19 protein-coding genes are annotated in these 19,684 nt (G+C 58.1%); 2 read left to right on the top strand and 17 right to left on the bottom strand.

Going from position 1 to position 19,684, the window contains the following annotated elements:
* Nucleotides 1–6 precede the first annotated feature (6 nt).
* Genes KUIN1_RS03925 through KUIN1_RS03900 form a run of 6 tightly spaced genes read right to left on the bottom strand, consistent with a single transcriptional unit; the run spans nt 7 to nt 5,826 of the window.
* Nucleotides 7–414, bottom strand: coding sequence for a type IV pilin protein (locus KUIN1_RS03925; protein ID WP_057456888.1), 408 nt, complete (start codon nt 412–414; stop codon nt 7–9).
* An 11-nt stretch (nt 415–425) separates the two neighbouring features.
* Nucleotides 426–3,635, bottom strand: a complete 3,210-nt coding sequence (locus KUIN1_RS03920) for a pilus assembly protein (protein WP_152091838.1) — start codon at nt 3,633–3,635, stop codon at nt 426–428.
* Nucleotides 3,622–4,122, bottom strand: coding sequence for a pilus assembly PilX family protein (locus KUIN1_RS03915; RefSeq protein ID WP_003403523.1), 501 nt, complete (start codon nt 4,120–4,122; stop codon nt 3,622–3,624). The genes KUIN1_RS03920 and KUIN1_RS03915 overlap by 14 nt, the downstream gene beginning before the upstream one ends.
* Nucleotides 4,123–4,133: 11 nt before the next feature.
* Complete coding sequence (locus KUIN1_RS03910) at nt 4,134–4,841, bottom strand: PilW family protein (RefSeq protein WP_011266584.1); 708 nt, start codon at nt 4,839–4,841, stop codon at nt 4,134–4,136.
* Nucleotides 4,838–5,353 (bottom strand): type IV pilus modification protein PilV, encoded by a 516-nt coding sequence (gene pilV / locus KUIN1_RS03905; RefSeq protein WP_024651292.1) that lies wholly within the window; start codon nt 5,351–5,353, stop codon nt 4,838–4,840. Before pilV ends, KUIN1_RS03910 begins: the two co-directional genes overlap by 4 nt.
* On the bottom strand, nt 5,353–5,826 hold the full coding sequence (locus tag KUIN1_RS03900) for a GspH/FimT family pseudopilin (RefSeq protein ID WP_003403528.1): 474 nt from the start codon (nt 5,824–5,826) through the stop codon (nt 5,353–5,355). Before KUIN1_RS03900 ends, pilV begins: the two co-directional genes overlap by 1 nt.
* A gap of 131 nt (nt 5,827–5,957) precedes the next feature.
* Here KUIN1_RS03900 and KUIN1_RS03895 point away from each other — a divergent pair, with 131 nt between their 5' ends.
* Nucleotides 5,958–6,458 (top strand): GspH/FimT family pseudopilin, encoded by a 501-nt coding sequence (locus KUIN1_RS03895; protein WP_116886766.1) that lies wholly within the window; start codon nt 5,958–5,960, stop codon nt 6,456–6,458.
* Between the two features lie 6 nt (nt 6,459–6,464).
* Here KUIN1_RS03895 and ispH read toward each other — a convergent pair whose 3' ends face one another.
* The 6 genes from ispH to murJ form a co-directional block, all read right to left on the bottom strand.
* Nucleotides 6,465–7,412 carry a 4-hydroxy-3-methylbut-2-enyl diphosphate reductase gene (gene ispH, locus KUIN1_RS03890; RefSeq protein WP_003318785.1) on the bottom strand — a complete coding sequence of 316 codons (948 nt, stop codon included), beginning with the start codon at nt 7,410–7,412 and terminating at the stop codon, nt 6,465–6,467.
* Between the two features lie 58 nt (nt 7,413–7,470).
* Nucleotides 7,471–7,947, bottom strand: coding sequence for an FKBP-type peptidyl-prolyl cis-trans isomerase (locus tag KUIN1_RS03885; protein ID WP_003318786.1), 477 nt, complete (start codon nt 7,945–7,947; stop codon nt 7,471–7,473).
* On the bottom strand, nt 7,940–8,446 hold the full coding sequence (gene lspA, locus KUIN1_RS03880) for a signal peptidase II (RefSeq protein ID WP_011266581.1): 507 nt from the start codon (nt 8,444–8,446) through the stop codon (nt 7,940–7,942). Before lspA ends, KUIN1_RS03885 begins: the two co-directional genes overlap by 8 nt.
* Complete coding sequence (gene ileS, locus KUIN1_RS03875) at nt 8,439–11,270, bottom strand: isoleucine--tRNA ligase (protein ID WP_024641661.1); 2,832 nt, start codon at nt 11,268–11,270, stop codon at nt 8,439–8,441. The genes lspA and ileS overlap by 8 nt, the downstream gene beginning before the upstream one ends.
* A 20-nt stretch (nt 11,271–11,290) precedes the next feature.
* Nucleotides 11,291–12,217, bottom strand: a complete 927-nt coding sequence (gene ribF, locus KUIN1_RS03870; RefSeq protein ID WP_103714247.1) for a bifunctional riboflavin kinase/FAD synthetase — start codon at nt 12,215–12,217, stop codon at nt 11,291–11,293.
* 132 nt (nt 12,218–12,349) lie between these two features.
* On the bottom strand, nt 12,350–13,888 hold the full coding sequence (murJ, locus tag KUIN1_RS03865; protein ID WP_003403539.1) for a murein biosynthesis integral membrane protein MurJ: 1,539 nt from the start codon (nt 13,886–13,888) through the stop codon (nt 12,350–12,352).
* A 250-nt stretch (nt 13,889–14,138) separates the two neighbouring features.
* Here murJ and rpsT point away from each other — a divergent pair, with 250 nt between their 5' ends.
* Nucleotides 14,139–14,417 (top strand): 30S ribosomal protein S20, encoded by a 279-nt coding sequence (gene rpsT, locus KUIN1_RS03855; RefSeq protein ID WP_003344603.1) that lies wholly within the window; start codon nt 14,139–14,141, stop codon nt 14,415–14,417.
* 294 nt (nt 14,418–14,711) lie between these two features.
* Here the strand turns inward: rpsT and KUIN1_RS03850 are convergent, their stop codons facing one another.
* The 5 genes from KUIN1_RS03850 to rpmA all read right to left on the bottom strand — a co-directional run bounded on the left by KUIN1_RS03850 (nt 14,712) and on the right by rpmA (nt 19,673).
* Entirely contained in the window at nt 14,712–15,773 is a 1,062-nt protein-coding gene (locus tag KUIN1_RS03850; RefSeq protein ID WP_003403540.1) for an acyltransferase family protein, read from the bottom strand.
* A gap of 480 nt (nt 15,774–16,253) precedes the next feature.
* Nucleotides 16,254–16,724 carry a CreA family protein gene (locus KUIN1_RS03845; RefSeq protein ID WP_103714249.1) on the bottom strand — a complete coding sequence of 157 codons (471 nt, stop codon included), beginning with the start codon at nt 16,722–16,724 and terminating at the stop codon, nt 16,254–16,256.
* A gap of 25 nt (nt 16,725–16,749) precedes the next feature.
* Entirely contained in the window at nt 16,750–17,868 is a 1,119-nt protein-coding gene (gene proB / locus KUIN1_RS03840; RefSeq protein WP_003403542.1) for a glutamate 5-kinase, read from the bottom strand.
* 89 nt (nt 17,869–17,957) lie between these two features.
* The gene (cgtA, locus tag KUIN1_RS03835; RefSeq protein ID WP_002551973.1) at nt 17,958–19,181 is read right to left on the bottom strand and encodes an Obg family GTPase CgtA; all 1,224 of its coding nucleotides are present in this window, start codon (nt 19,179–19,181) and stop codon (nt 17,958–17,960) included.
* 216 nt (nt 19,182–19,397) lie between these two features.
* Nucleotides 19,398–19,673 (bottom strand): 50S ribosomal protein L27, encoded by a 276-nt coding sequence (gene rpmA / locus KUIN1_RS03830; protein WP_002551972.1) that lies wholly within the window; start codon nt 19,671–19,673, stop codon nt 19,398–19,400.
* Nucleotides 19,674–19,684 lie beyond the last annotated feature (11 nt).

Genomic DNA, 19,684 nt, shown 5'->3' with positions numbered 1-19,684 from the left:
AACGGTTTAGCGGCCCCAGCAGTCTTTGACAGTGACACCGCTGGTTGCGCCAGTGTTGGTACGCGCCCCGGTGCTAGTGATCACGAAACTGCCACACTTGTCGCCAGCCATCAGCGTGCCTCCGATAGGGTCAGCTGTCAGGGTGAAGTCGGTAGCGTTAAGGGTCGCCGTTATCTTGTAGTACGTATTGCCTAAGCTCACGTTGGCCCCCATGTAAGTGGGCTGGGGGGTCGCTCGTGAGTAAAACCGCTCCAGCGCCTGGGTTTGCTCGGACAGCAGACTGGCAATCGCCGACCGCTGGGTACGCCTCACGTACTCGTTGTAACTGGGGTACGCGATGGCGGCCAGAATACCGACAATCGCCACGACGATCATGAGTTCGATCAACGTAAAGCCCCTGGATGTCGCTCGCATGATTCGTTTCCCTATTGGATTTGTCGCCACATGATGCGTTGGTAAACGTTACCACTCCCGCCCTTTTCCTTCAGGCGATCAGGCGTGTTGCCGGTGGAGTTATTGACGATCTTCACCTCGTTGCCGTCCCCCGTACCCGCGACAATAGCCGAGACGACCGGGATGCCGGTGTATCCGAGTCCCGCGACAAGCAGGTCTGAACTGTTGATAGCGTTATCGCCGCTGGTATCGAGCACCTGATAGTTAAGCATGCTGCCAGTCGCAGCATTGAGCTCGAATACACGACCGGTGCCGGTGCTCTCACAAGGGTCGGCGGAGTTCACGGAGGCCGTCGAGAAGATGATCCGCCCCCGGCTGGTCTGCGCGGGGTAAATGATCCGCTCGCCCAGGTAGGGCGTCACGGCCGAGAGGGGCATGTACCAGCCTTTCTTGACTGACCAGTCCACATCGTTGGTTGTCGACGTGAAATAGGTGGTTCCGTTGCTGACAACGCTGCCATTGACCGCCTGCGCCTGAAGGTTCGCCTCGACGGTACTGCCCGTCCCGGAGTCGGCATCCCATATCGCGTAAAAATCCTGAAGAGCGGTGGTCTGCTTGTCTGCGACTTCGATGAACTTGCCCGTCCCGAAATAAACGAGCTTGCCGTTAAGTGGATGATCGAGCACGAAGGGCTGAACCGTTATCGGTTGGTTGGCGCCGCGCGGTGCCGTGAACAACGGCGCGCCGCCAAAAGCCACCTTCCAGCTGGCGGCGGTGGCGCCGCTCATGTCGAACTTCCAGAGCCGACCTTTCAGGTCGCCAGCGTAGGCAGCCTGAACCACGTTCTGAGCGTTGACACGCAATTTGACCGAAGAAAGCCCGTTATCGGTTTCGTTGTTAAGCACCGGCGTCTGGATCTCGGCAATGAACGCCCCGGTATTGGCATTCAGTACATAGAGCGACGCTCTGCCGGTGAAACTGCCGTAACCGTTCCCGACCACCACAATCCCGGTGCCATCCGCCATCCGCGCAACATCCGGTTTGGAATAGGCGTATCCAAGGTTGTTGAATTTGTTATTGGTGTCGGACGTGTCAGGTGCCTTGACCTCCCATAACGCGCTGACGGTGTTACTCGTGCCCTCGAATAGCTTGATGGCGAAGAATGCCTTGCCGCCCGCTCCGGTACCGCCATAAGCAACGGTGCGCCACGATGAGCCGGCTGACAGCTGTGTATCGAACACCGCAATCTGCCCATCCACGGTGAACTTGTGTACGCCGGATCCATAATTGGTCGAAGCAATGGTAGCCAGCGAAGTCAGCGCAGTGGATGGCATGTATGCATATCGTCTTGAACCATCACTGGTATTGATGACGTTGAAAAAGCCGTCATTGGCATTGGCCAGAATGCTGGGGGTCATGCTGTTTGCCTTGGTGGCCAGATACGTGGTGTAGGTGGTGTCACCGGTCAGGTCAGAGGCGGTCTTCTGTGAAGGGAGTGCAATACCGAGCGAAGAGTTGACGATATCGCCCAGCAGCCGGGTACGTGTCCGGAACTTCGCATTGGCGGTGCCCTTGACCCAGGCAATAAGCTCTGCTCCGGTGGCATTGGTTGGCAACGTCGCATTCAGCGCAGCCTGTTGAGCAGGGCTGAAACTGGCATACTCCAAGGGAATCTTCGTCGGAGTGGCAAGCGTGCTCCACGACTCGAATACCGGCGGCGTCGAGCCAGTGACAATAGCCGTGTCAGTCGTCCAGACAGGCGCGCTCAAGGCACCTGTTATCTGATCCAGATTGAAGGCTTTGATAGTGCCGTGCCAATCGCTTGGATCGTAAAGCGCCTGATAGAACTGAGTACCTGTCTGAAACGTCGATGAGTTTGCCGCGCCCCCTGCGCCAGAGCCGACTTTGGCGTAGATGTCGCTTAATGCGAGATCTAGCGCCGAGCTGAGCCCCGAACTGTCGTTGGCCTGAAAGTATTTGCCGTGACCATGATTATCATCCGCCGCATCGATCAACATCTGGTTCGAGGCCGTAAAGCCGATGGTGTAAGTACTGAGATCCTGTTTTACGAAGCCGGCAGTGTCCCAACTTTTGCCGGTCAGATCCCCGCCCGTTGTCACAGCATCCCGACGCAGGTCAATGTCATAGGCGAACTTGGCAAGATCGTCCAGATACAGCGTATCGCCCTCACCATCGCCAGACAGGTTGACACCGTCATTGGCTGCGTTCAAATCCCAGTTGGGTAGCGAGCGAGTGGTGTCCAGAACATCGTCAGGGTCGTTGGTCGGGAACGTCCGGTCATAGGTCGGCAAGCCATCGGTTATAACGACACCGTAGTTTTTCTGGCAGCGGTACTGGATCGGGCTCACATAGGTCGATCCGCTTTGATAGAACGGCGTCATGCCCCGAAAATAGCGGGTGATCTCATAGTAGGTTTCCGCCAGCGGGGTATTGGCTGACGGCGTCAGGTTGCTGATAGCCGTTTTGAGGTCAGTGATATTTTGAGTAGCCTTCTGTTGAGAGACACCCGTGGTTTGATAGGTACTGATCGCTACCGGCGACAGGTCCGAAACAACCCTGGCTATCTTGCCTCCGGGCCCTAAATCAAAATTGTTTGGATCATTGAACGTGGCAAGACCGATTCTGAGCGACGTGTTGTTGGTCACCAGATTGGTCGCCACGGTTTTCGCGACGTTCATTCGGTAATCGTTGGGGATCACGCCATTAGTGTAGTCGCGTACACCAAAGAAATTGGGACGGACCAGATCAATGAGGTAGGACAGGTAATCAGCGGTATATCGCGTCAGCCCGTTCCCGGCCGGATCGGGCAGGTTAAGGCAATACTGAGCGTTATTGCGAAAAACCGGACGCCCGCCAAATGGACACATCAGTGACAGGGTGAAAATACTGTAGGCATTGATATCACCCACCGACAGGGTATCGTCATCCGAAAGTGTCGTTATGAACGGACATACAACAGTGATCACGCCACTGAGACACTGAGTCGAGTAGTAGCTGATGTTAGGACGATTGACCGAGGCATCAAATCCCGAATCCCAGATGATGTTGTACATACTGCCCGAGTTATCGACGAGCAGCATAAGGTTCGGTGGCACCGCCGGAGAGCTCAACAAGGGCACTTGCGCTGGCGTGAAGGCATAAACAGGGCTTGCCAGATACAACGCCAACAGCGCGCCATAGAGGTATTTCAAGCCACCACGAAGCGCCTTAGCAGTTGGCATAAATACTCTCCAGCACTGTTCGTGAGGTGCCTTGAATGGCGATGGCTGTTACCCGATACATCGTTACCGAGCCCGTGCAATTTGCAGGACGTTTTATGGGCGTAGGCGTTGTACCCAGATTCTGGATGCCGAACAACGCATTGGCAGTCCCGACCCAGGTCACTCCGGAAGTGCCCAATCCCGGCCTGACTACGGTGGTCGAATCCGACGGCGGGACGCAGGCAGCCGGTGACTTACAGGGAGCCATTGAAAACCCGGACGCCATGATCGAGGACTCGCCCAGACGCAACTGTGCCTCGGCTGCCTGAAACGACACATTACGAACCACGACACTGCCCGCCATCTTTTCCTGCAGCGTGGCGTTCTGCATGGAAGAAATGCCCAGCAGCGTCAGCAGCAGCAGAAATACCAGACTGACCAGCAACACCATGCCGCGCTGTCGCGCTGGGAAGGTCGGTATCGAATTGAATCGCACGATCTTGTTCATGCCTGGCCCGTTCAAAAGCGGTTACGCAGATAAGCAACAACGTTGTACTGCTGAGACTTGACGATGCCGTTCTGTCCATCCTGCAGCGTCAGGCTGATGCGGACACTGCGTACAGCGTCGGCATTGGCTTTGGTAACGGCCGTGGTATAGGACATCGGGTTACCCGCCATGCCGAAGGAAACACTGAAGTCTGCGACGTTCTGTAAAAGTGGTTGCACATCGCCCCCCGTGCCGTACTGGATGGTCAGGTTTGTTCCCGTCAGCGTGTAGACCAACTGCCGCAACGGAAAGGCCGTCTCCCCCGCAGCAGGCGCACGCTTACTGGCGTAGAGCTGTGTCGTAGACTGACAGTCTGAAACAATGGTCCAGGTGGGCGTACTGCCTGTGGTCCCCACGTCGGCGGTCACCAGCGTCAGCGTCCTGCTCGGATTATCCCAGAGAATTGGAGTATCCAGTGCGATCGGCCACGGGATAGCAGGAGATACAGGCGTGTAGTTACTGAAGCTCAGGCAGCCATACATGCCGGTCATCCTGATTTCCTGCATCAGCTTGCTCAGCAGGAAACGCGCATCCTCCTGCATCCGCGCTGCGGCATTCTGGCTCTGGTAGGTGCCTCTGGCAGCCGTGAATATCTGCACGATACCGAGACTGACCACCAGTCCCAGGACCAGCGCCACCATGATTTCGACCAGGCCGAAGCCTCTGGAAAGCTTTCTCATGGGTTGACCCCGATCCGGGAGACCAGTTGAAAGCTCCGAGGTACCGGAGTTGCCGCAGGGCTTCCTGTTGCCTGATTACTCGCACCCGCAGCGCGGTTATCGCTCCAGCCAATGATGATGGTCACTTCCGGAGCATTACTGACAGTGATGCTGCCCGTGCCGCTCTGGCCTGCAAAGTTGATGATGTTGCTTCTGAAATCAGACAGATCCTGCGCTCTGGCATCGTTCGGGTTGGCCGCAGGTGCCGCATCCAGATTCGCCAAGGCATAAGTCGCCAGCACATTGGTCGCCCCATTGGCACTGGCATTACCATCAACATTGGCGCGGATACGATCCATCATGTCGTAGGCAATGAAGCTTGCCTGACTGGTCATGGCCGAGCTGTCGGTGTATTTGAGCGCGTTGAGCTGGATGGCCGCCGCGCCCAGCAGGCCGATGGCCAGAATCAATACCGAGACCAGCACCTCGATCAGGGTCATGCCGGTCTGGCGATATCGGGTTTCACCAGCCATCAGCAGCCTCCACCCAGGGTGATCCGACCGGTCAGACAGACCTTTATGGTCTTGCTAATGGTGCCTCGGGTGTAAGTCATGGTCACCGCCGCAGCCGGGGCAATGAGCGCACCCAGGTTGTTGAAATCAATTGCCGTGGCATTGTTATCAGCCACCAGCGTGGCACCGCTGCTCATGGCCGCCACTTTTCGCAGCGCCGTAGGCGTCGTCTGAGTATCGGAAACCAGATACACCTGCAATTCGCTGGTCCACGCCGTACCGCTGGTCGGCGCAATACGCACTGCCACTCCCCTGTTTATCGCCTCAAGTCGCGCATAGTTGAGCGCCCGCTGCAAATCGCTGAGCTCGGTATCGGCCTTGTTGCTCTGGATGGAGCTGGTGAAATTCGGGATAGCGATAGCCGCCAGGATGCCCACCAGGGACACAGTGACTAACAATTCGATGAGGCTGAATCCCTTGGCTATATGACGCATTGAGTGTCTCCTAGACGTTACGACTATAAGGCCGCAACGCCGCGGGAAAATCCATAGCGGGACGTACGGTTGTTTTGCCACGACGAACGCCCGCAGTGCGTTGAAACGGCGGTTTCCAGGGAGGAAGGCATATGAAGCATGCAGGATTCACACTGATCGAATTATTGATCGTCGTTGCACTGGTGGCCATCCTCGCCAACGTCGCAACCCCGTCTTTCAAGGAACTCATCGATTCCAGCCGCGGGCTTGCAACCGCCCGGGAGCTGGCCAGCGGCATTCGCTCGGCGAGAGCGGCCGCAGTCACACGCAATCAGATCGTTACGCTTCATGCCATCGAGAACGACTGGAGCAACGGCTGGCGGATCATACTCGACGCGGATGGCAAAGGTCCCGACGAAAACGATCCGGTGCTGATAGAACGCGCCAATAGCAGCACGGCGCGAGTGGTCGATAACCGCAAGCGTGTAGAGGAAATCAGTTTCAATGATTTGGGGACGTTGCGGCGCAGGACCGCCAGGACGTTGCACGTATGTGCCGCAGACCAGCCGGTGAGCAACTATCGAGTGATAGTCGCACCGGCCGGGCGCGTGAGGGTCGAGGACACGAAAATCGATGCAGCGCTGTGTGGCTGAATAGCCTCAGAGCAGCGACTTGACGCGCAATTCCTTGGGCATCGAGAAGGTGATGTTCTCCTCGCGGCCGGCAAGCTCATCCGCACCGGTCGCGCCCCAGGCCTGCAATTGCTGGATCACGCCGCGCACCAGCACTTCGGGGGCCGAAGCGCCCGCAGTGATACCAATACGCTCCACCCCGTCGAACCAGCCTTGTTGCATGTCTTCGGCGCCGTCGATGAGGTAGGCCGGAGTCGCCATGCGCTCGGCCAGCTCACGCAGGCGATTGGAGTTGGAGCTGTTCGGACTGCCCACCACCAACACCACATCGCATTCATCGGCCAGTTGCTTGACTGCGTCCTGACGGTTTTGCGTGGCGTAGCAGATGTCGTCCTTGCGCGGCCCGCCAATGGCCGGGAAACGCTTGCGCAAGGCATCGATCACCCGGCTGGTGTCATCCATGGACAAGGTGGTCTGGGTCACGAAGGCCAGGGCTTCAGGGTTGCGCACTTGCAGGCTGGCAACATCCTCTTCGTCCTCGACCAGATAGATCGCACCGCCGTTGGCGGCGTCGTACTGGCCCATGGTGCCTTCGACTTCCGGGTGACCGGCGTGGCCGATCAGGATGCACTCGCGGCCGTCACGGCTGTAACGGGCGACCTCGATATGCACCTTGGTCACCAGCGGACAGGTAGCATCGAAGACTTTCAAGCCACGGCCTGCCGCCTCGGTACGCACAGCCTGGGAGACACCGTGGGCACTGAAGATAACGATGACGTCATCCGGCACCTGATCCAGCTCTTCAACGAAGATCGCACCGCGAGAGCGCAGGTCCTCGACGACAAATTTGTTGTGAACGACTTCATGGCGCACATAAATCGGCGGACCAAACACTTCCAGAGCGCGATTGACGATTTCGATCGCGCGGTCCACTCCGGCACAAAAGCCGCGGGGGTTGGCGAGTTTGATTTGCATGCGGTGCCTCATGGTTGGTACGGGGTAGCCCGGCCTTGGCCGGGCTTGACGGCGAATATCAGGAAGCCAGAATCGCCTTCACTTCGAAGATTTCCACTTCAAAGCTCAGAGTCTTGCCTGCCAGCGGGTGATTGAAGTCGATGGTGACCTGCTCGTCATCGAACGCTTTCACCACGCCGGGCAACTCGGTATTGGCGGCGTCGTTGAAGATCACCAGCAACCCTTCGGACAGTTCCATGCCCACGAACTGCGAGCGTGGCATGATCTGCACGTTTTGTGGGTTGGGCTGACCAAAGGCGTTCTCCGGCAGAATCTCGACGGTCTTTTTATCGCCCGCCTTGAAACCGAAAATCGCCATTTCGAAGCCGGGCAGCAGGTTGCCGTCACCGACCTTGAACGTGGCCGGGGCCTTTTCGAAGGTGCTGTCGACGGTATCGCCGTTTTCCAGACGCAGGGCGAAGTGCAGAGTGACCTGCGTGTTCTGACCGATGCGCAGCTCGTCAGACGAGCCTTGAGTCGAAGATTGCTCAGTCATTGACGGTCTCTCCGGTTTTCTTGCTCTTGAACATGTCCAGCGCCAGCATGACTGCGCCGACGCTGATCGCACTGTCCGCGACGTTGAATGCAGGGAAGTACCAGCGGTTCTGCCAGTGAACCAGGATGAAGTCGATCACGTGGCCCAGCACGATACGGTCGTAGAGGTTGCCCAGTGCGCCGCCCAGTACCAGCGCCAGTGCAACGGCCAGCCACGTGTCGTCACGACCCAGGCGTTTGAGCCAGACGACCAGCACGGCGCTGACCACCACCGCGATCAGGGCGAACAGCCAGCGCTGCCAGCCGGCACCGTCGGCCAGAAAACTGAAGGCGGCACCGGTGTTATAGGCCAGGGTCCAGCTGAACAGGTCGGGAATCACGATGATCTGCTGATACAGGCTCAACGCGTTCTCGAAGTAATACTTGCTGGCCTGGTCAATGACCAGAACCAGCACGCTCAACCACAGCCAGGCCAGACGGCCAAACGAGGCGTTAGGCATAGTGACGGACCTCGCCTGCACCGCTGATGTTGTCTACGCAACGACCGCAGATTTCCGGATGCTCGGGGTTGACCCCCACATCCTCGCGGTGATGCCAGCAACGGGCGCACTTGGCATGACTGGACTTGAGCACTTTCAGCTTCAGACCGGCGACTTCGGTGACCACGGCATCGGCTGGCGCGGACGCGAGCGGCGCCGCACTGGCTGTCGAGGTGATCAGCACGAAGCGCAGCTCGTTGCTCAGCTTCGACAGGTCAGCCACCAGCGACTCCTCGGCATACAGGGTCACTTCAGCCTGCAGGTTGCCGCCAATGGCCTTGGCAGCGCGCAGGTTTTCCATTTCCTTGTTGACCGAGGTCTTCACCGCCATGATCCGCTCCCAGTAGGCGCGGTCCATGTCGAAGTCGGCCGGCATTTCAGTCAGGCCTTCGTACCAGGTGTTGAGCATCACCGACTCGTTGCGCTCGCCGGGCAGGAACTGCCACAGCTCGTCGGCGGTGAACGCCAGGATCGGCGCGATCCAGCGCACCAGCGCTTCGGAGATGTGGAACAGTGCCGTCTGGCACGAACGACGCGCGGTGCTGTTGGCCGCCGTGGTGTACTGACGATCCTTGATGATGTCGAGGTAGAAACCACCCAGCTCCTGCACGCAGAAGTTGTGGATCTTCGAGTAGACGTTCCAGAAGCGGTATTCGCCGTAATGCTCTTGCAGCTCGCGTTGCAGCAGCAGCGTGCGATCCACGGCCCAACGGTCCAGCGCGAGCATTTCCTCGGCGGGCAGGATGTCGGTCGCCGGGTTGAAGCCCGTCAGGTTGGAAAGCAGGAAGCGTGCAGTGTTGCGGATACGACGATAAGCGTCGGCGCTGCGCTGCAGGATCTGGTCGGAAACCGCCATCTCGCCGGAATAATCGGTCGCCGATACCCACAGACGCATGATGTCGGCACCCAGCGAATCATTGACCTTCTGTGGCGCTACCACGTTGTTCAGCGATTTGGACATCTTGCGGCCGTTCTCGTCGACCACGAACCCGTGGGTCAGCAGCTCGCGATACGGTGCGTGATCGTCCAGCATGCAGCCGGTCAGCAGTGAGGAGTGGAACCAGCCGCGATGCTGGTCCGAGCCTTCCAGGTACAGGTCGGCACGCGGACCGCTTTCGTGGCCCATCGGGTGCGAACCGCGCAGCACATGCCAGTGCGTGGTGCCCGAGTCGAACCAGACGTCCAGGGTGTCGGAGATCTTGTCGTACTTGCCGGCTTCGTCACCGAGCAACTCGCTGGCATCGAGCTTGAACCAGGCCTCGATGCCTTCTTTCTCGACACGCTGCGCCACTTCTTCCATCAGCTCGACGGTACGTGGGTGCAGGTCGCCGCTTTCCTTGTGCAGGAAGAACGGAATCGGCACGCCCCAGTTGCGCTGACGCGAGATGCACCAGTCAGGACGGTTGGCGATCATCGAGTGCAGGCGCGCCTGCCCCCATGCCGGAACGAATTCAGTGTCTTCGATGGCCTTGACCGCACGCTTGCGCAGGGTCTCGCCGCTTTCAGGCTGCTTGTCCATGCCGACGAACCACTGCGCGGTGGCGCGGTAGATCAAGGGCGACTTGTGGCGCCAGCAGTGCATGTAGCTGTGGCTGATGGTTTCGGTGTCCATCAGGCTGCCGACTTCGACCAGCTTGTCGATGATGTTCTGGTTGGCCTTGAAGATGAACTGGCCACCGAAGAACTCCAGCGACTCGACATACACACCGTTGCTCTGCACCGGGCTGATGATGTCGTCGTTGCTCAGGCCATACTGTTTGCAGATAGTGAAGTCGTCTACGCCATAGGCAGGCGAGCAGTGAACGATACCCGTGCCCGCACCCAGCTCGACGTAGTCAGCCAGATAGACTGGCGACAGGCGGTCGTAGAACGGATGGCGGAAGTTGATCAGCTCAAGCGCCTGACCGGTGGTGGTCGCGATGACGGTGCCTTCCAGCTTGTAACGGGCCAGACAGCTTTCGACCAGTTCGGCGGCCAGTACCAGCAGCTTGTCGCCGACATCGACCAGCGCGTATTCGAATTCCGGGTGGACGTTCAGTGCCTGGTTGGCGGGGATGGTCCACGGTGTGGTGGTCCAGATCACGATGGACGCAGGCTTGCCCAGCGACGGCACGCCGAACGCAGCTGCCAGTTTCGCTTCGTCGGCGATCGGGAACGCGACGTCGATGGTCGAGGACTTCTTGTCCTGATACTCGACTTCGGCTTCAGCCAGTGCCGAACCGCAATCGAAACACCAGTTGACCGGCTTGAGGCCCTTGAAGACGAAACCGCCCTTGACCATCTCGGCCAGCGCGCGGATTTCCCCGGCTTCGTTGGCAAAGTTCATGGTCAGGTACGGATTGCTCCAGTCGCCCAGCACGCCGAGACGGATGAATTCGGACTTCTGGCCTTCGATCTGCTCGGACGCATAGGCGCGGCACAGCTCACGCGTACGGTCGGCAGAGAGGTTCTTGCCGTGGGTCACTTCGACCTTGTGTTCGATCGGCAGACCATGGCAGTCCCAGCCCGGCACATACGGGGCATCGAAGCCCGCCAGGGTCTTGGAACGCAGGATCATGTCCTTGAGAATCTTGTTGACCGCATGACCGATGTGAATATTGCCGTTGGCGTACGGAGGACCGTCGTGCAGAACGAACTTGGGACGATCCTTGCCAATCTCGCGCAGCTTCTGGTACAGGCCAATGCTGTCCCAGCGCTGCAGAGTTTGCGGCTCGCGCTGGGGCAGGCCGGCCTTCATAGGGAAGGCGGTGTCCGGAAGGTTTAGCGTGGCTTTATAGTCAGTCATTTCAGGCTCTTGTTTAGCGGTTAGCCATGCCAATGGGCACGGGCGGCGGCGACGTCCGCATTGATCGCCGTCTTGAGCGCCTCCAGTGAGGCGAAACGCTGCTCATCACGCAGCTTGTGGTGGAAAGCCACCGTCAAACGCCGGTCATAAAGATCGCCGGCAAAATCCAGAAGATGCACTTCAAGGTGGGCACTGCCATCACCGGTGACCGTCGGGCGCACACCGATGTTGGCGACCCCCGGCCAGGTTTTGCCATCGATGTCCGTGCTGACCAGATAGACCCCGCTCAGCGGTACACGACGACGCTTGAGTTGTACGTTGGCGGTGGGCGTACCCAGCTGGCGCGCCAGCTTCTGGCCGTGCAATACCCGCCCGGCTATCTGGAACGGACGACCGAGCATACGCTCGGCCAGGGCAAAGTCTGACGCAGCCAGAGCCTTGCGCACCTTGGTGCTGCTGACCCGGATGCCATCTATTTCAACGGTCTGCGCCGCTTCTACGGTAAAACCATACGATGTGCCGGCCTGTTGCAGGAAGTCGAAGTCACCGACCCGGTCGAAGCCGAAACGAAAATCGTCGCCCACTTCGAGGTGCTGGACACCGAGGCCGTCGATCAGCACGGTCTCGACAAAACTTGCCGCGCTGAGCTTGCACAGACGCTGATTGAAGGACAGGCACAGTACCCGGTCAACGCCTTCGGCACTCAGCAGTTCGAGCTTGTCACGCAGACGGGCCAGACGTGCCGGCGCCGTCTCGGGCGCAAAGAACTCACGCGGCTGCGGCTCGAAGATCACCACACAACTGGGCACACTCAATTCGACGGCACGCTCGCGCAGACGCGCCAGGATAGCCTGGTGGCCGCGATGAACGCCGTCGAAATTGCCAATCGTGGCGACGCAGCCCCGATGTTCGGGGCGCAGGTTGTGAAGGCCTCTAACCAGCTGCATAACGCACTTCTTGCTCATAAAGTGGCCGATTATAACCACACACGGCCGTGGACGACAGGCAACACACCAAGACCGGATGAAGGTTCTCGGCGTGTGGCGACAAAAACCGAAGGTCAACCCCTGCAACGCGCCCTACATAATGGCTTTGCGGGCGAAATCCCGGAGGCGGAAGCCTAATAAAAGAAGCATGGCGAAATAGGTCACGACGCCGGCTGCAACCAGCGCACCCAGACGCAGAAAACGCTCCAGCATGTGACCTTCGTCCCACGCCGGCATGACATGCATGAGCCCCAGCAGCACCGCCGACATCACCGCGACGGCAATCACCAGCTTGAACAGGAACTTCGTCCAGCCTGGCTGCGGCTGAAACAGATCCTGCTTGCGCAACTGCCAGAACAACAACCCGGCATTGATGCACGCCCCCACACTGATCGCCAGCGCCAGACCGGCATGCTGCAAGGGCACGATGAAGGCCAGGTTGAGCAGTTGAGTCACTATGAGGGTGAAGATCGCGATTTTCACCGGGGTGCGGATATTTTGTTGAGCATAAAAACCGGGGGCCAGCACCTTGATCAGGATGATCCCCAGCAAACCGACCGAATAGGCGACCAGCGCACGCTGGGTCATAGCCGCGTCGAGCGCGTCGAATTTACCATACTGAAACAACGAAACGGTCAATGGTTCGGCGAGCAGCCCCAGCGCCAGGGTGCAAGGCAGGACCAGCACGAAACACAGCCGCAGACCCCAGTCGAGAATCCGCGAATATTCCTGGCGATCCCGTTGCGCGTAGGTTTTGGACAGTATCGGCAGCAGAATCGTACCCAGCGCCACACCCAGCACACCGGAGGGCAGCTCCATCAAACGGTCGGCGTAGTACATCCATGACACCGAACCGGCGACGAGGAACGAGGCAAAGATCGTGTTGATGATCAGAGAAATCTGACTGACAGAAACGCCAAGGATGGCGGGCAGCATCTGCTTCATTACCCGCCAGACCCCGGTGTCGCGCAGATTCAGGCGCGGCAGCACCAGCATGCCGATCTTTTTCAGGTGCGGCAGTTGGTAAAGCAGCTGCAGCAGGCCGCCCACCAGAACCGCCCAGCCCAGCGCCATGACCGGCGGATCGAAATACGGCGTCAGGAACAGCGCGAAGAAAATCATGCTGACGTTGAGCAGCGTAGGCACGAACGCCGGCACCGAGAAACGGTTCCAGGTATTGAGGATCGCCCCGGCCATCGAGGACAGGGAGATCAGCAATATATAAGGAAAGGTCACCCGCAGCAGGTCCGAGGTGAGGGCGAACTTCTCCGGGGTGTCGACAAAGCCGGGCGCGGTGGCCCAGATCACCCAGGGCGCAAATATCACTCCGAGCAGTGTCACCAGCGCCAGCGCAAGGGTCAGCAGCCCGGTGACATACGAAATGAAGGTACGCGTCGCCTCCTCCCCCTGCTGGCTCTTGTACTCGGCCAGGATCGGCACGAATGCCTGGGAAAAGGCACCCTCGGCGAAAATACGGCGCAGCAGATTGGGCAGCTTGAAGGCGATGAAGAACGCATCCGTGGCCATTCCGGCACCGAAAGTGCGCGCGATGATGGTGTCGCGGACAAAGCCCAGAACCCTGGAAACCATGGTGATAGAGCTGACGGCGGCGAGTGACTTGAGTAGATTCATTGAAAGAGTTGTGCGCCTTGGCAAAGGATGGGCGATTAAGCCAGTCATTTATGCGATACTTCGCGCCGCAAAAACGCCCGAAGCAAAGGCCGCGAGTTTACAGGTCACAGGCCGGAAATAAATCCTCCAGTCAAATGTAGCAACCACTCAGCGGAACACCTTAACTGCCCTTGACAAGACTTCAACTCATCGGCATGATTCGCGGCCTATTTTGTTTGCTATTTCACAAAGTCTTTCGAGGAGCTCGACGGTGGCCAACACACCTTCCGCCAAAAAACGTGCAAAACAGGCTGAGAAGCGTCGCAGCCACAACGCCAGCCTGCGTTCCATGGTTCGTACCTACATCAAGAATGTAGTGAAAGCCATTGACGCAAAAGACGCAGAAAAAGCGCAAGCCGCTTATGTTCTGGCTGTTCCTGTTATCGACCGTATGGCCGATAAAGGCATCATCCACAAGAACAAGGCTGCTCGCCACAAAGGTCGTCTGAACGGTCACATCAAGGCTCTGAGCCTTGCTGCTGCAGCCTAAGCGACACGCTGGTTAAAAAACCGACCTCAGGGTCGGTTTTTTATTGCCTGCTTGAAAGCCGCCTCGGCCCAGGCATCTCACAGATCATTGCCGGTCAAGCCGACTGGCCCGCCAAACAGCGGGTAGGGTATGGCGACAACGGCTTCAATGCCTTGAGCAAGACTGCGCAGAGCACCCATGTGCCGATGGGCAGACCGTAACAGTTGCACCGACAGCGGACACAAGATTGCTCCAATCCCGCCTTCTGAGCTCACTACAATAAACATACCCACTGCCTGAGTTTTAGCGCATCGGTCATTTCTGCCCAGCAGATAAAACACTGGCAACTTTTTTACCCACCCTGATGAAGGGCTTTTCAACCCACTCAAACATGAAAAACGCCAACACGATGCTTGCAGCGATCGACAGAATGAACACCCCTGCCTTTTCAACCATCGGTGCATTGCCAGGAATGATTTTAATCAGGAACATCATCAGGGAATAATGAACAAGATAAAGCGAATAGGAGATATCACCGAGAAAAATCAATAGCCTGTTACCCTTCACTTCAGCGCGATAACCGAGCATCACAACCGACGACACAATAATTAATGCCAGCCAAAAACCGCCACGGAGACCGAAGTCTTGCCACCCCAAAAGGCAGGCACTTATTATCGCCAACAGAAGAGCCAACTGCATAAGCCTTCGCCCCGACAGCGACAGGTCGGGCAACCTGTTCGCGAGCATTAACTCAGCCAGCATCATGCCGGCGATGAATTCGAAAGTGATGGTATTGCTAATAATCTTAATCCAGGCCTGCCATACGTGCACCACAACAATATCGGGCGAGGCCTGTGATGAAAAATCAAAATGACCATTGTAATACAGCTGAAATCCTACCGAAGACACCAGAAAAACCAGCGCGCAGACGTAGCTGCGGTAGCGATAGCTGATGCTCATTGAAATAGTGAATACAAGGTAGAACACAACCTCATAGGTGAGGGTCCAGGGCGGTCCGAGCGCGCTGAATCCAAACGACGGCGCCACGAGACTATAGTCCTGCAGACAAAAATAGAGACTGCATATCATCTGATCGAGGGGTTTTTCAGGGTAAACAAACAGGTAGGAAAGCAGCCACACCACAAAGAAAGCCGGCCATATACGAAAGAGGCGCCTGATCACAAATGATATCGGCCTTTCAGGGGACTGATAAGTGATCAACGTCATAATGAAGCCACTCACAATAAAAAAAATATCCACGCCCAGCAAGGCAGGTATATGATCTATCCAGTCGCCGCCCAAAAAAAACGAATTATGCCCAACGACAACAAGTAATGCAGCGAATCCACGCAAGTACTGCAATGAGATCATTCTCATGAGTGCCTACCCTCTTGATACGCCGAAGCCTCCAATGAGTAAATTTTATTCAGCGTGATCATTACGTAATAGCGTGCTTACCCCCACCAGCCGGCTATTACGAACTGGCCACATCAAACCACTTCGTTCATCAACCCGTCTACTGACAGAAATAACAGGTAGGCCGTTTTTTCAATCCGCGGCCGCAAGGCCGATGTTATTTGCCAGACGACATGATTCAGCCGTCCGCACGAGCTTCGGAATCAGAGGCAAGAGGCTGGAAGTAAGACGACATGCGCATGGGTGCTTTTTTGAGACGAAAAAGAAGTGCATCCTGATGGATCGGGCATCAGCAGTGGCAGTAGCGCACTGCCAAAACGCATAAGCCCAACCCGGGATGCACTCTTTACCGCACAGAACTGCGAACAACCGATGCAGAGCGCCACCACAACGCCCTGACATGGCAGCTCCCCTCAGCGTGGACCTCAGCATGGAGGAGGATCAAGGCGCTGGCGCGGCTGTCCATGGCAAAATCGGAATGGCGGTCACGGCATTCTGCGGGCTGCCTTCGATGACCCGGTCGCTGTAGACCAGGTACACCAGTGCATTGCGCTTCTTGTCGAAGAAACGCACCACCTGCATAGTCTTGAAGACCAGCGAAGTACGCTCCTTGAACACCTCGTCGCCGTCCTTGAGGGTTTCCCTGAAGCGGATCGGCCCGACCTGGCGACAGGCGATGGACGCCTCGGCGCGGTCTTCGGCCAATCCCAGACCACCCCTCACGCCGCCCGTCTTGGCGCGTGACAGGTAGCACGTCACCCCATCCACCTTGGGATCATCAAACGCCTCGACCACGATTCGATCGTTGGGCCCGACCATCTTGAACACGGTCGACACCTGACCGATCTCTTCGGCCGAGACCAGCACCGGCACCAGCAACGCGGCCGCCAATAAACCTTTCATGAAGCGCATCAACGATTCCTTTTGCAGCCTTGAGTCAGACGAGGATCAGGTTATCCCGATGAATCAGCTCGGGCTCGGCCATATAGCCCAGCTCGCGCACGATGGATTCGGAAGAGTGACCAATGATTTTCTGGGCTTCGATGGCACTGTAGTTACTCAGCCCACGAGCGATCTCGCGACCGTCCTGGGCGACGCATACCACCATCTCGCCGCGCCGGAAGCTGCCCTGGACCAGTTTGACGCCCACCGGCAGCAGGCTTTTCTGATCCCTGGCCAGCGCCGCAACAGCGCCATCATCCAGCACCAGCGTACCGCGGGTCTGCAGATGACCTGCCAGCCACTGCTTGCGTGCTGCGAGCATGCCGCGCTCCGGGGACAGCAGCGTACCCAACCGCTCCCCTCCCTTGAGCCGCGCCAGAACGCGCTCGATGCGCCCGCCGACGATGACGGTATGCGCACCGGAACGCGCCGCCAGTCGCGCTGCACGCAACTTGGTCTGCATGCCGCCGCGACCCAGCGCACCGCCGGTACCACCGGCCACTGCATCCAGCGCCGGATCATCGGCACGCGCTTCGTAAATCAGCTGCGCCTCCGGGTTGTTGCGCGGATCGGCGTCGAACATGCCGTCACGGTCGGTCAGGATGACCAGCAGATCAGCTTCGACCAGATTGGCAACCAGCGCCGCCAGCGTGTCGTTATCGCCAAAACGGATTTCGTCGGTGACCACTGTGTCGTTTTCATTGATGACCGGCACAACCCCAAGCTCGACCAGCGTGCGCAGGGTGCTACGGGCATTCAGGTAGCGCTTGCGGTCCGACAGGTCATCGTGAGTCAGAAGGATCTGCGCGGTATGTCGGCCATGCTCGGCGAAGCTCGATTCCCACGCCTGCACCAAGCCCATCTGACCAATCGCCGCAGCAGCCTGAAGCTCATGCATGGCGCTGGGTCGGGCCGTCCAGCCAAGACGGCTCATGCCGGCAGCCACCGCCCCGGAAGACACCAGTACCAGCTCGACACCCGCCTCGTGCAGCGCCACCATCTGCTCCACCCAAACACCCATGGCGTTGCGATCCAGACCCTTGCCATCCGCCGTCAGCAAGGCACTGCCAATCTTCACAACCCAGCGCTGGGCGCCCGTCACTTTGCTGCGCATCTTCTTCCAACCCTAGCCAGAGATTTTCAAATTCGGGATACAAAAACGCCGCTAACAATCGTAGCGGCGTTCAAGTTTACTTCAAGCGATCAGTCACGGACGTAAATGATTTCCGGACCATCTTCATCGTCCACGTCTTCTTCATCCCAGTCATCGTCACCGATGTCATGCACGCTCTTCACGCCGCTGCGACGCAGGGCACGCTGATCGTCCAGTGCCTGCAATTGGGCACGGGCTTCATCTTCGATGCGCTGATCGAGCTCGGCCAGCTCTTCGGCGTAACCAGGCTCTTCGGCGATACGCTGGCTGCGCTCTTCAAGGTAACGCATGATGTCGCGGGTCAGCTGCTCGGTGCCTTCTTTGGCAATTGCGGAGATCACGTAAACCGGGCCGGTCCACTCCAGACGATCGACGATCTCCTGCTTGCGCGCTTCCTGCTCCTCTTCGAGAATCTGATCGCACTTGTTCAGCACCAGCCAGCGATCACGCTCGGCCAGCGACGGGCTGAATTTCTCCAGCTCGTTGACGATCACTTCAGCCGCATCCGGAGCACTGCTTTCATCCAGTGGCGCCATATCGACGAGGTGCAGCAACAGACGGGTACGCGCCAGGTGCTTGAGGAAGCGAATCCCCAGGCCTGCGCCGTCGGATGCACCCTCGATCAGACCTGGAATGTCGGCAACCACAAAGCTTTTCCAGCGATCGACACTGACCACGCCCAGGTTCGGCACCAGCGTGGTGAACGGATAGTCGGCAACCTTCGGCTTGGCCGCAGACACCGAACGGATGAAGGTACTCTTGCCCGCATTTGGCAGACCGAGCAGGCCGACGTCGGCCAGCACTTTCAGCTCGAGCTTGAGATCACGCTGATCACCCGGCTTGCCCGGTGTGGTCTGGCGCGGAGCGCGGTTGGTACTGGACTTGAATCGGGTGTTACCCAGACCGTGCCAGCCGCCCTGCGCAACCATCAGGCGCTGACCGTCCTTGGTCAGGTCACCGATGATTTCCTGAGTAGTGGCGTCAATGATGGTGGTCCCGACCGGCACGCGCAGCACCAGCTCTTCACCCTTGCGACCGGTGCAGTCGGCGCTGCCACCGTTGGAGCCGCGCTCGGCGTCGAAGTGGCGGGTGTAACGGTAGTCGACCAGCGTGTTCAGGTTGACGTCGGCGACCATGAAGATCGAGCCGCCATCACCACCATCACCGCCGTTGGGACCACCGTTTTCAATGAATTTTTCGCGACGGAAGCTCATGCAACCGTTGCCGCCATCACCGGCTTTTACTCGAATGGATACTTCATCTACAAATTTCATAACGCACGCCTCCCGCCACAGGGACGAGCAGAACCACATAAATTACATAAGACTCTTGCAAAAATGAGCGTTGCGATACCGATCAGAAACCAGCGACCCCATGGGTCAACATCACAACAGCCCGCACAAACAGTTTTGCAAGAGACTCACCTGCCTCTCTACCTCTACAAACAAAAAAGCCCCGTCGCAAGACAGGGCTCTTAAGCTACTGCGTGATTACGCTGCCGAGACTTCAGTCTTCGGAACGATGCTCACGTAGCGGCGACCGAAGGCGCCCTTGACCTGAAACTTGATCACGCCTTCCACTTTCGCGAACAGGGTGTGATCTTTACCCATGCCAACGCCGTAGCCAGCGTGGAATTGGGTGCCGCGCTGACGCACGATGATGTTGCCAGGGATGATAGCCTGGCCGCCATACATCTTCACGCCAAGGCGTTTGGCTTCTGAGTCGCGCCCGTTACGGGTACTACCACCAGCTTTTTTGTGAGCCATGAGTCAATTCT

This window comes from Pseudomonas sp. KUIN-1 (genome assembly GCF_009176725.1).
In the GTDB taxonomy this organism is placed as follows: Bacteria; Pseudomonadota; Gammaproteobacteria; order Pseudomonadales; family Pseudomonadaceae; genus Aquipseudomonas; species Aquipseudomonas fragariae.
This window is presented reverse-complemented; position numbering and strand designations above follow the sequence as displayed.

Bases quoted from the DNA above. Each gene is read 5' to 3' on its own strand.
- KUIN1_RS03915 (WP_003403523.1), bottom strand. From the start codon at position 4,122: ATGAACAAGATCGTGCGATTCAATTCGATACCGACCTTCCCAGCGCGA.
- KUIN1_RS03845 (WP_103714249.1), bottom strand. From the start codon at position 16,724: ATGCGCTTCATGAAAGGTTTATTGGCGGCCGCGTTGCTGGTGCCGGTG.
- rpmA (WP_002551972.1), bottom strand. From the start codon at position 19,673: ATGGCTCACAAAAAAGCTGGTGGTAGTACCCGTAACGGGCGCGACTCA.
- KUIN1_RS03850 (WP_003403540.1), bottom strand. From the start codon at position 15,773: ATGAGAATGATCTCATTGCAGTACTTGCGTGGATTCGCTGCATTACTT.
- pilV (WP_024651292.1), bottom strand. From the start codon at position 5,353: ATGGCTGGTGAAACCCGATATCGCCAGACCGGCATGACCCTGATCGAG.
- KUIN1_RS03895 (WP_116886766.1), top strand. From the start codon at position 5,958: ATGAAGCATGCAGGATTCACACTGATCGAATTATTGATCGTCGTTGCA.
- ribF (WP_103714247.1), bottom strand. From the start codon at position 12,217: ATGCAGCTGGTTAGAGGCCTTCACAACCTGCGCCCCGAACATCGGGGC.
- KUIN1_RS03920 (WP_152091838.1), bottom strand. From the start codon at position 3,635: ATGCCAACTGCTAAGGCGCTTCGTGGTGGCTTGAAATACCTCTATGGC.
- lspA (WP_011266581.1), bottom strand. From the start codon at position 8,446: ATGCCTAACGCCTCGTTTGGCCGTCTGGCCTGGCTGTGGTTGAGCGTG.
- proB (WP_003403542.1), bottom strand. From the start codon at position 17,868: ATGCGCAGCAAAGTGACGGGCGCCCAGCGCTGGGTTGTGAAGATTGGC.
- KUIN1_RS03910 (WP_011266584.1), bottom strand. From the start codon at position 4,841: ATGAGAAAGCTTTCCAGAGGCTTCGGCCTGGTCGAAATCATGGTGGCG.
- KUIN1_RS03900 (WP_003403528.1), bottom strand. From the start codon at position 5,826: ATGCGTCATATAGCCAAGGGATTCAGCCTCATCGAATTGTTAGTCACT.
- ispH (WP_003318785.1), bottom strand. From the start codon at position 7,412: ATGCAAATCAAACTCGCCAACCCCCGCGGCTTTTGTGCCGGAGTGGAC.
- KUIN1_RS03885 (WP_003318786.1), bottom strand. From the start codon at position 7,947: ATGACTGAGCAATCTTCGACTCAAGGCTCGTCTGACGAGCTGCGCATC.
- murJ (WP_003403539.1), bottom strand. From the start codon at position 13,888: ATGAATCTACTCAAGTCACTCGCCGCCGTCAGCTCTATCACCATGGTT.
- KUIN1_RS03925 (WP_057456888.1), bottom strand. From the start codon at position 414: ATGCGAGCGACATCCAGGGGCTTTACGTTGATCGAACTCATGATCGTC.
- cgtA (WP_002551973.1), bottom strand. From the start codon at position 19,181: ATGAAATTTGTAGATGAAGTATCCATTCGAGTAAAAGCCGGTGATGGC.
- ileS (WP_024641661.1), bottom strand. From the start codon at position 11,270: ATGACTGACTATAAAGCCACGCTAAACCTTCCGGACACCGCCTTCCCT.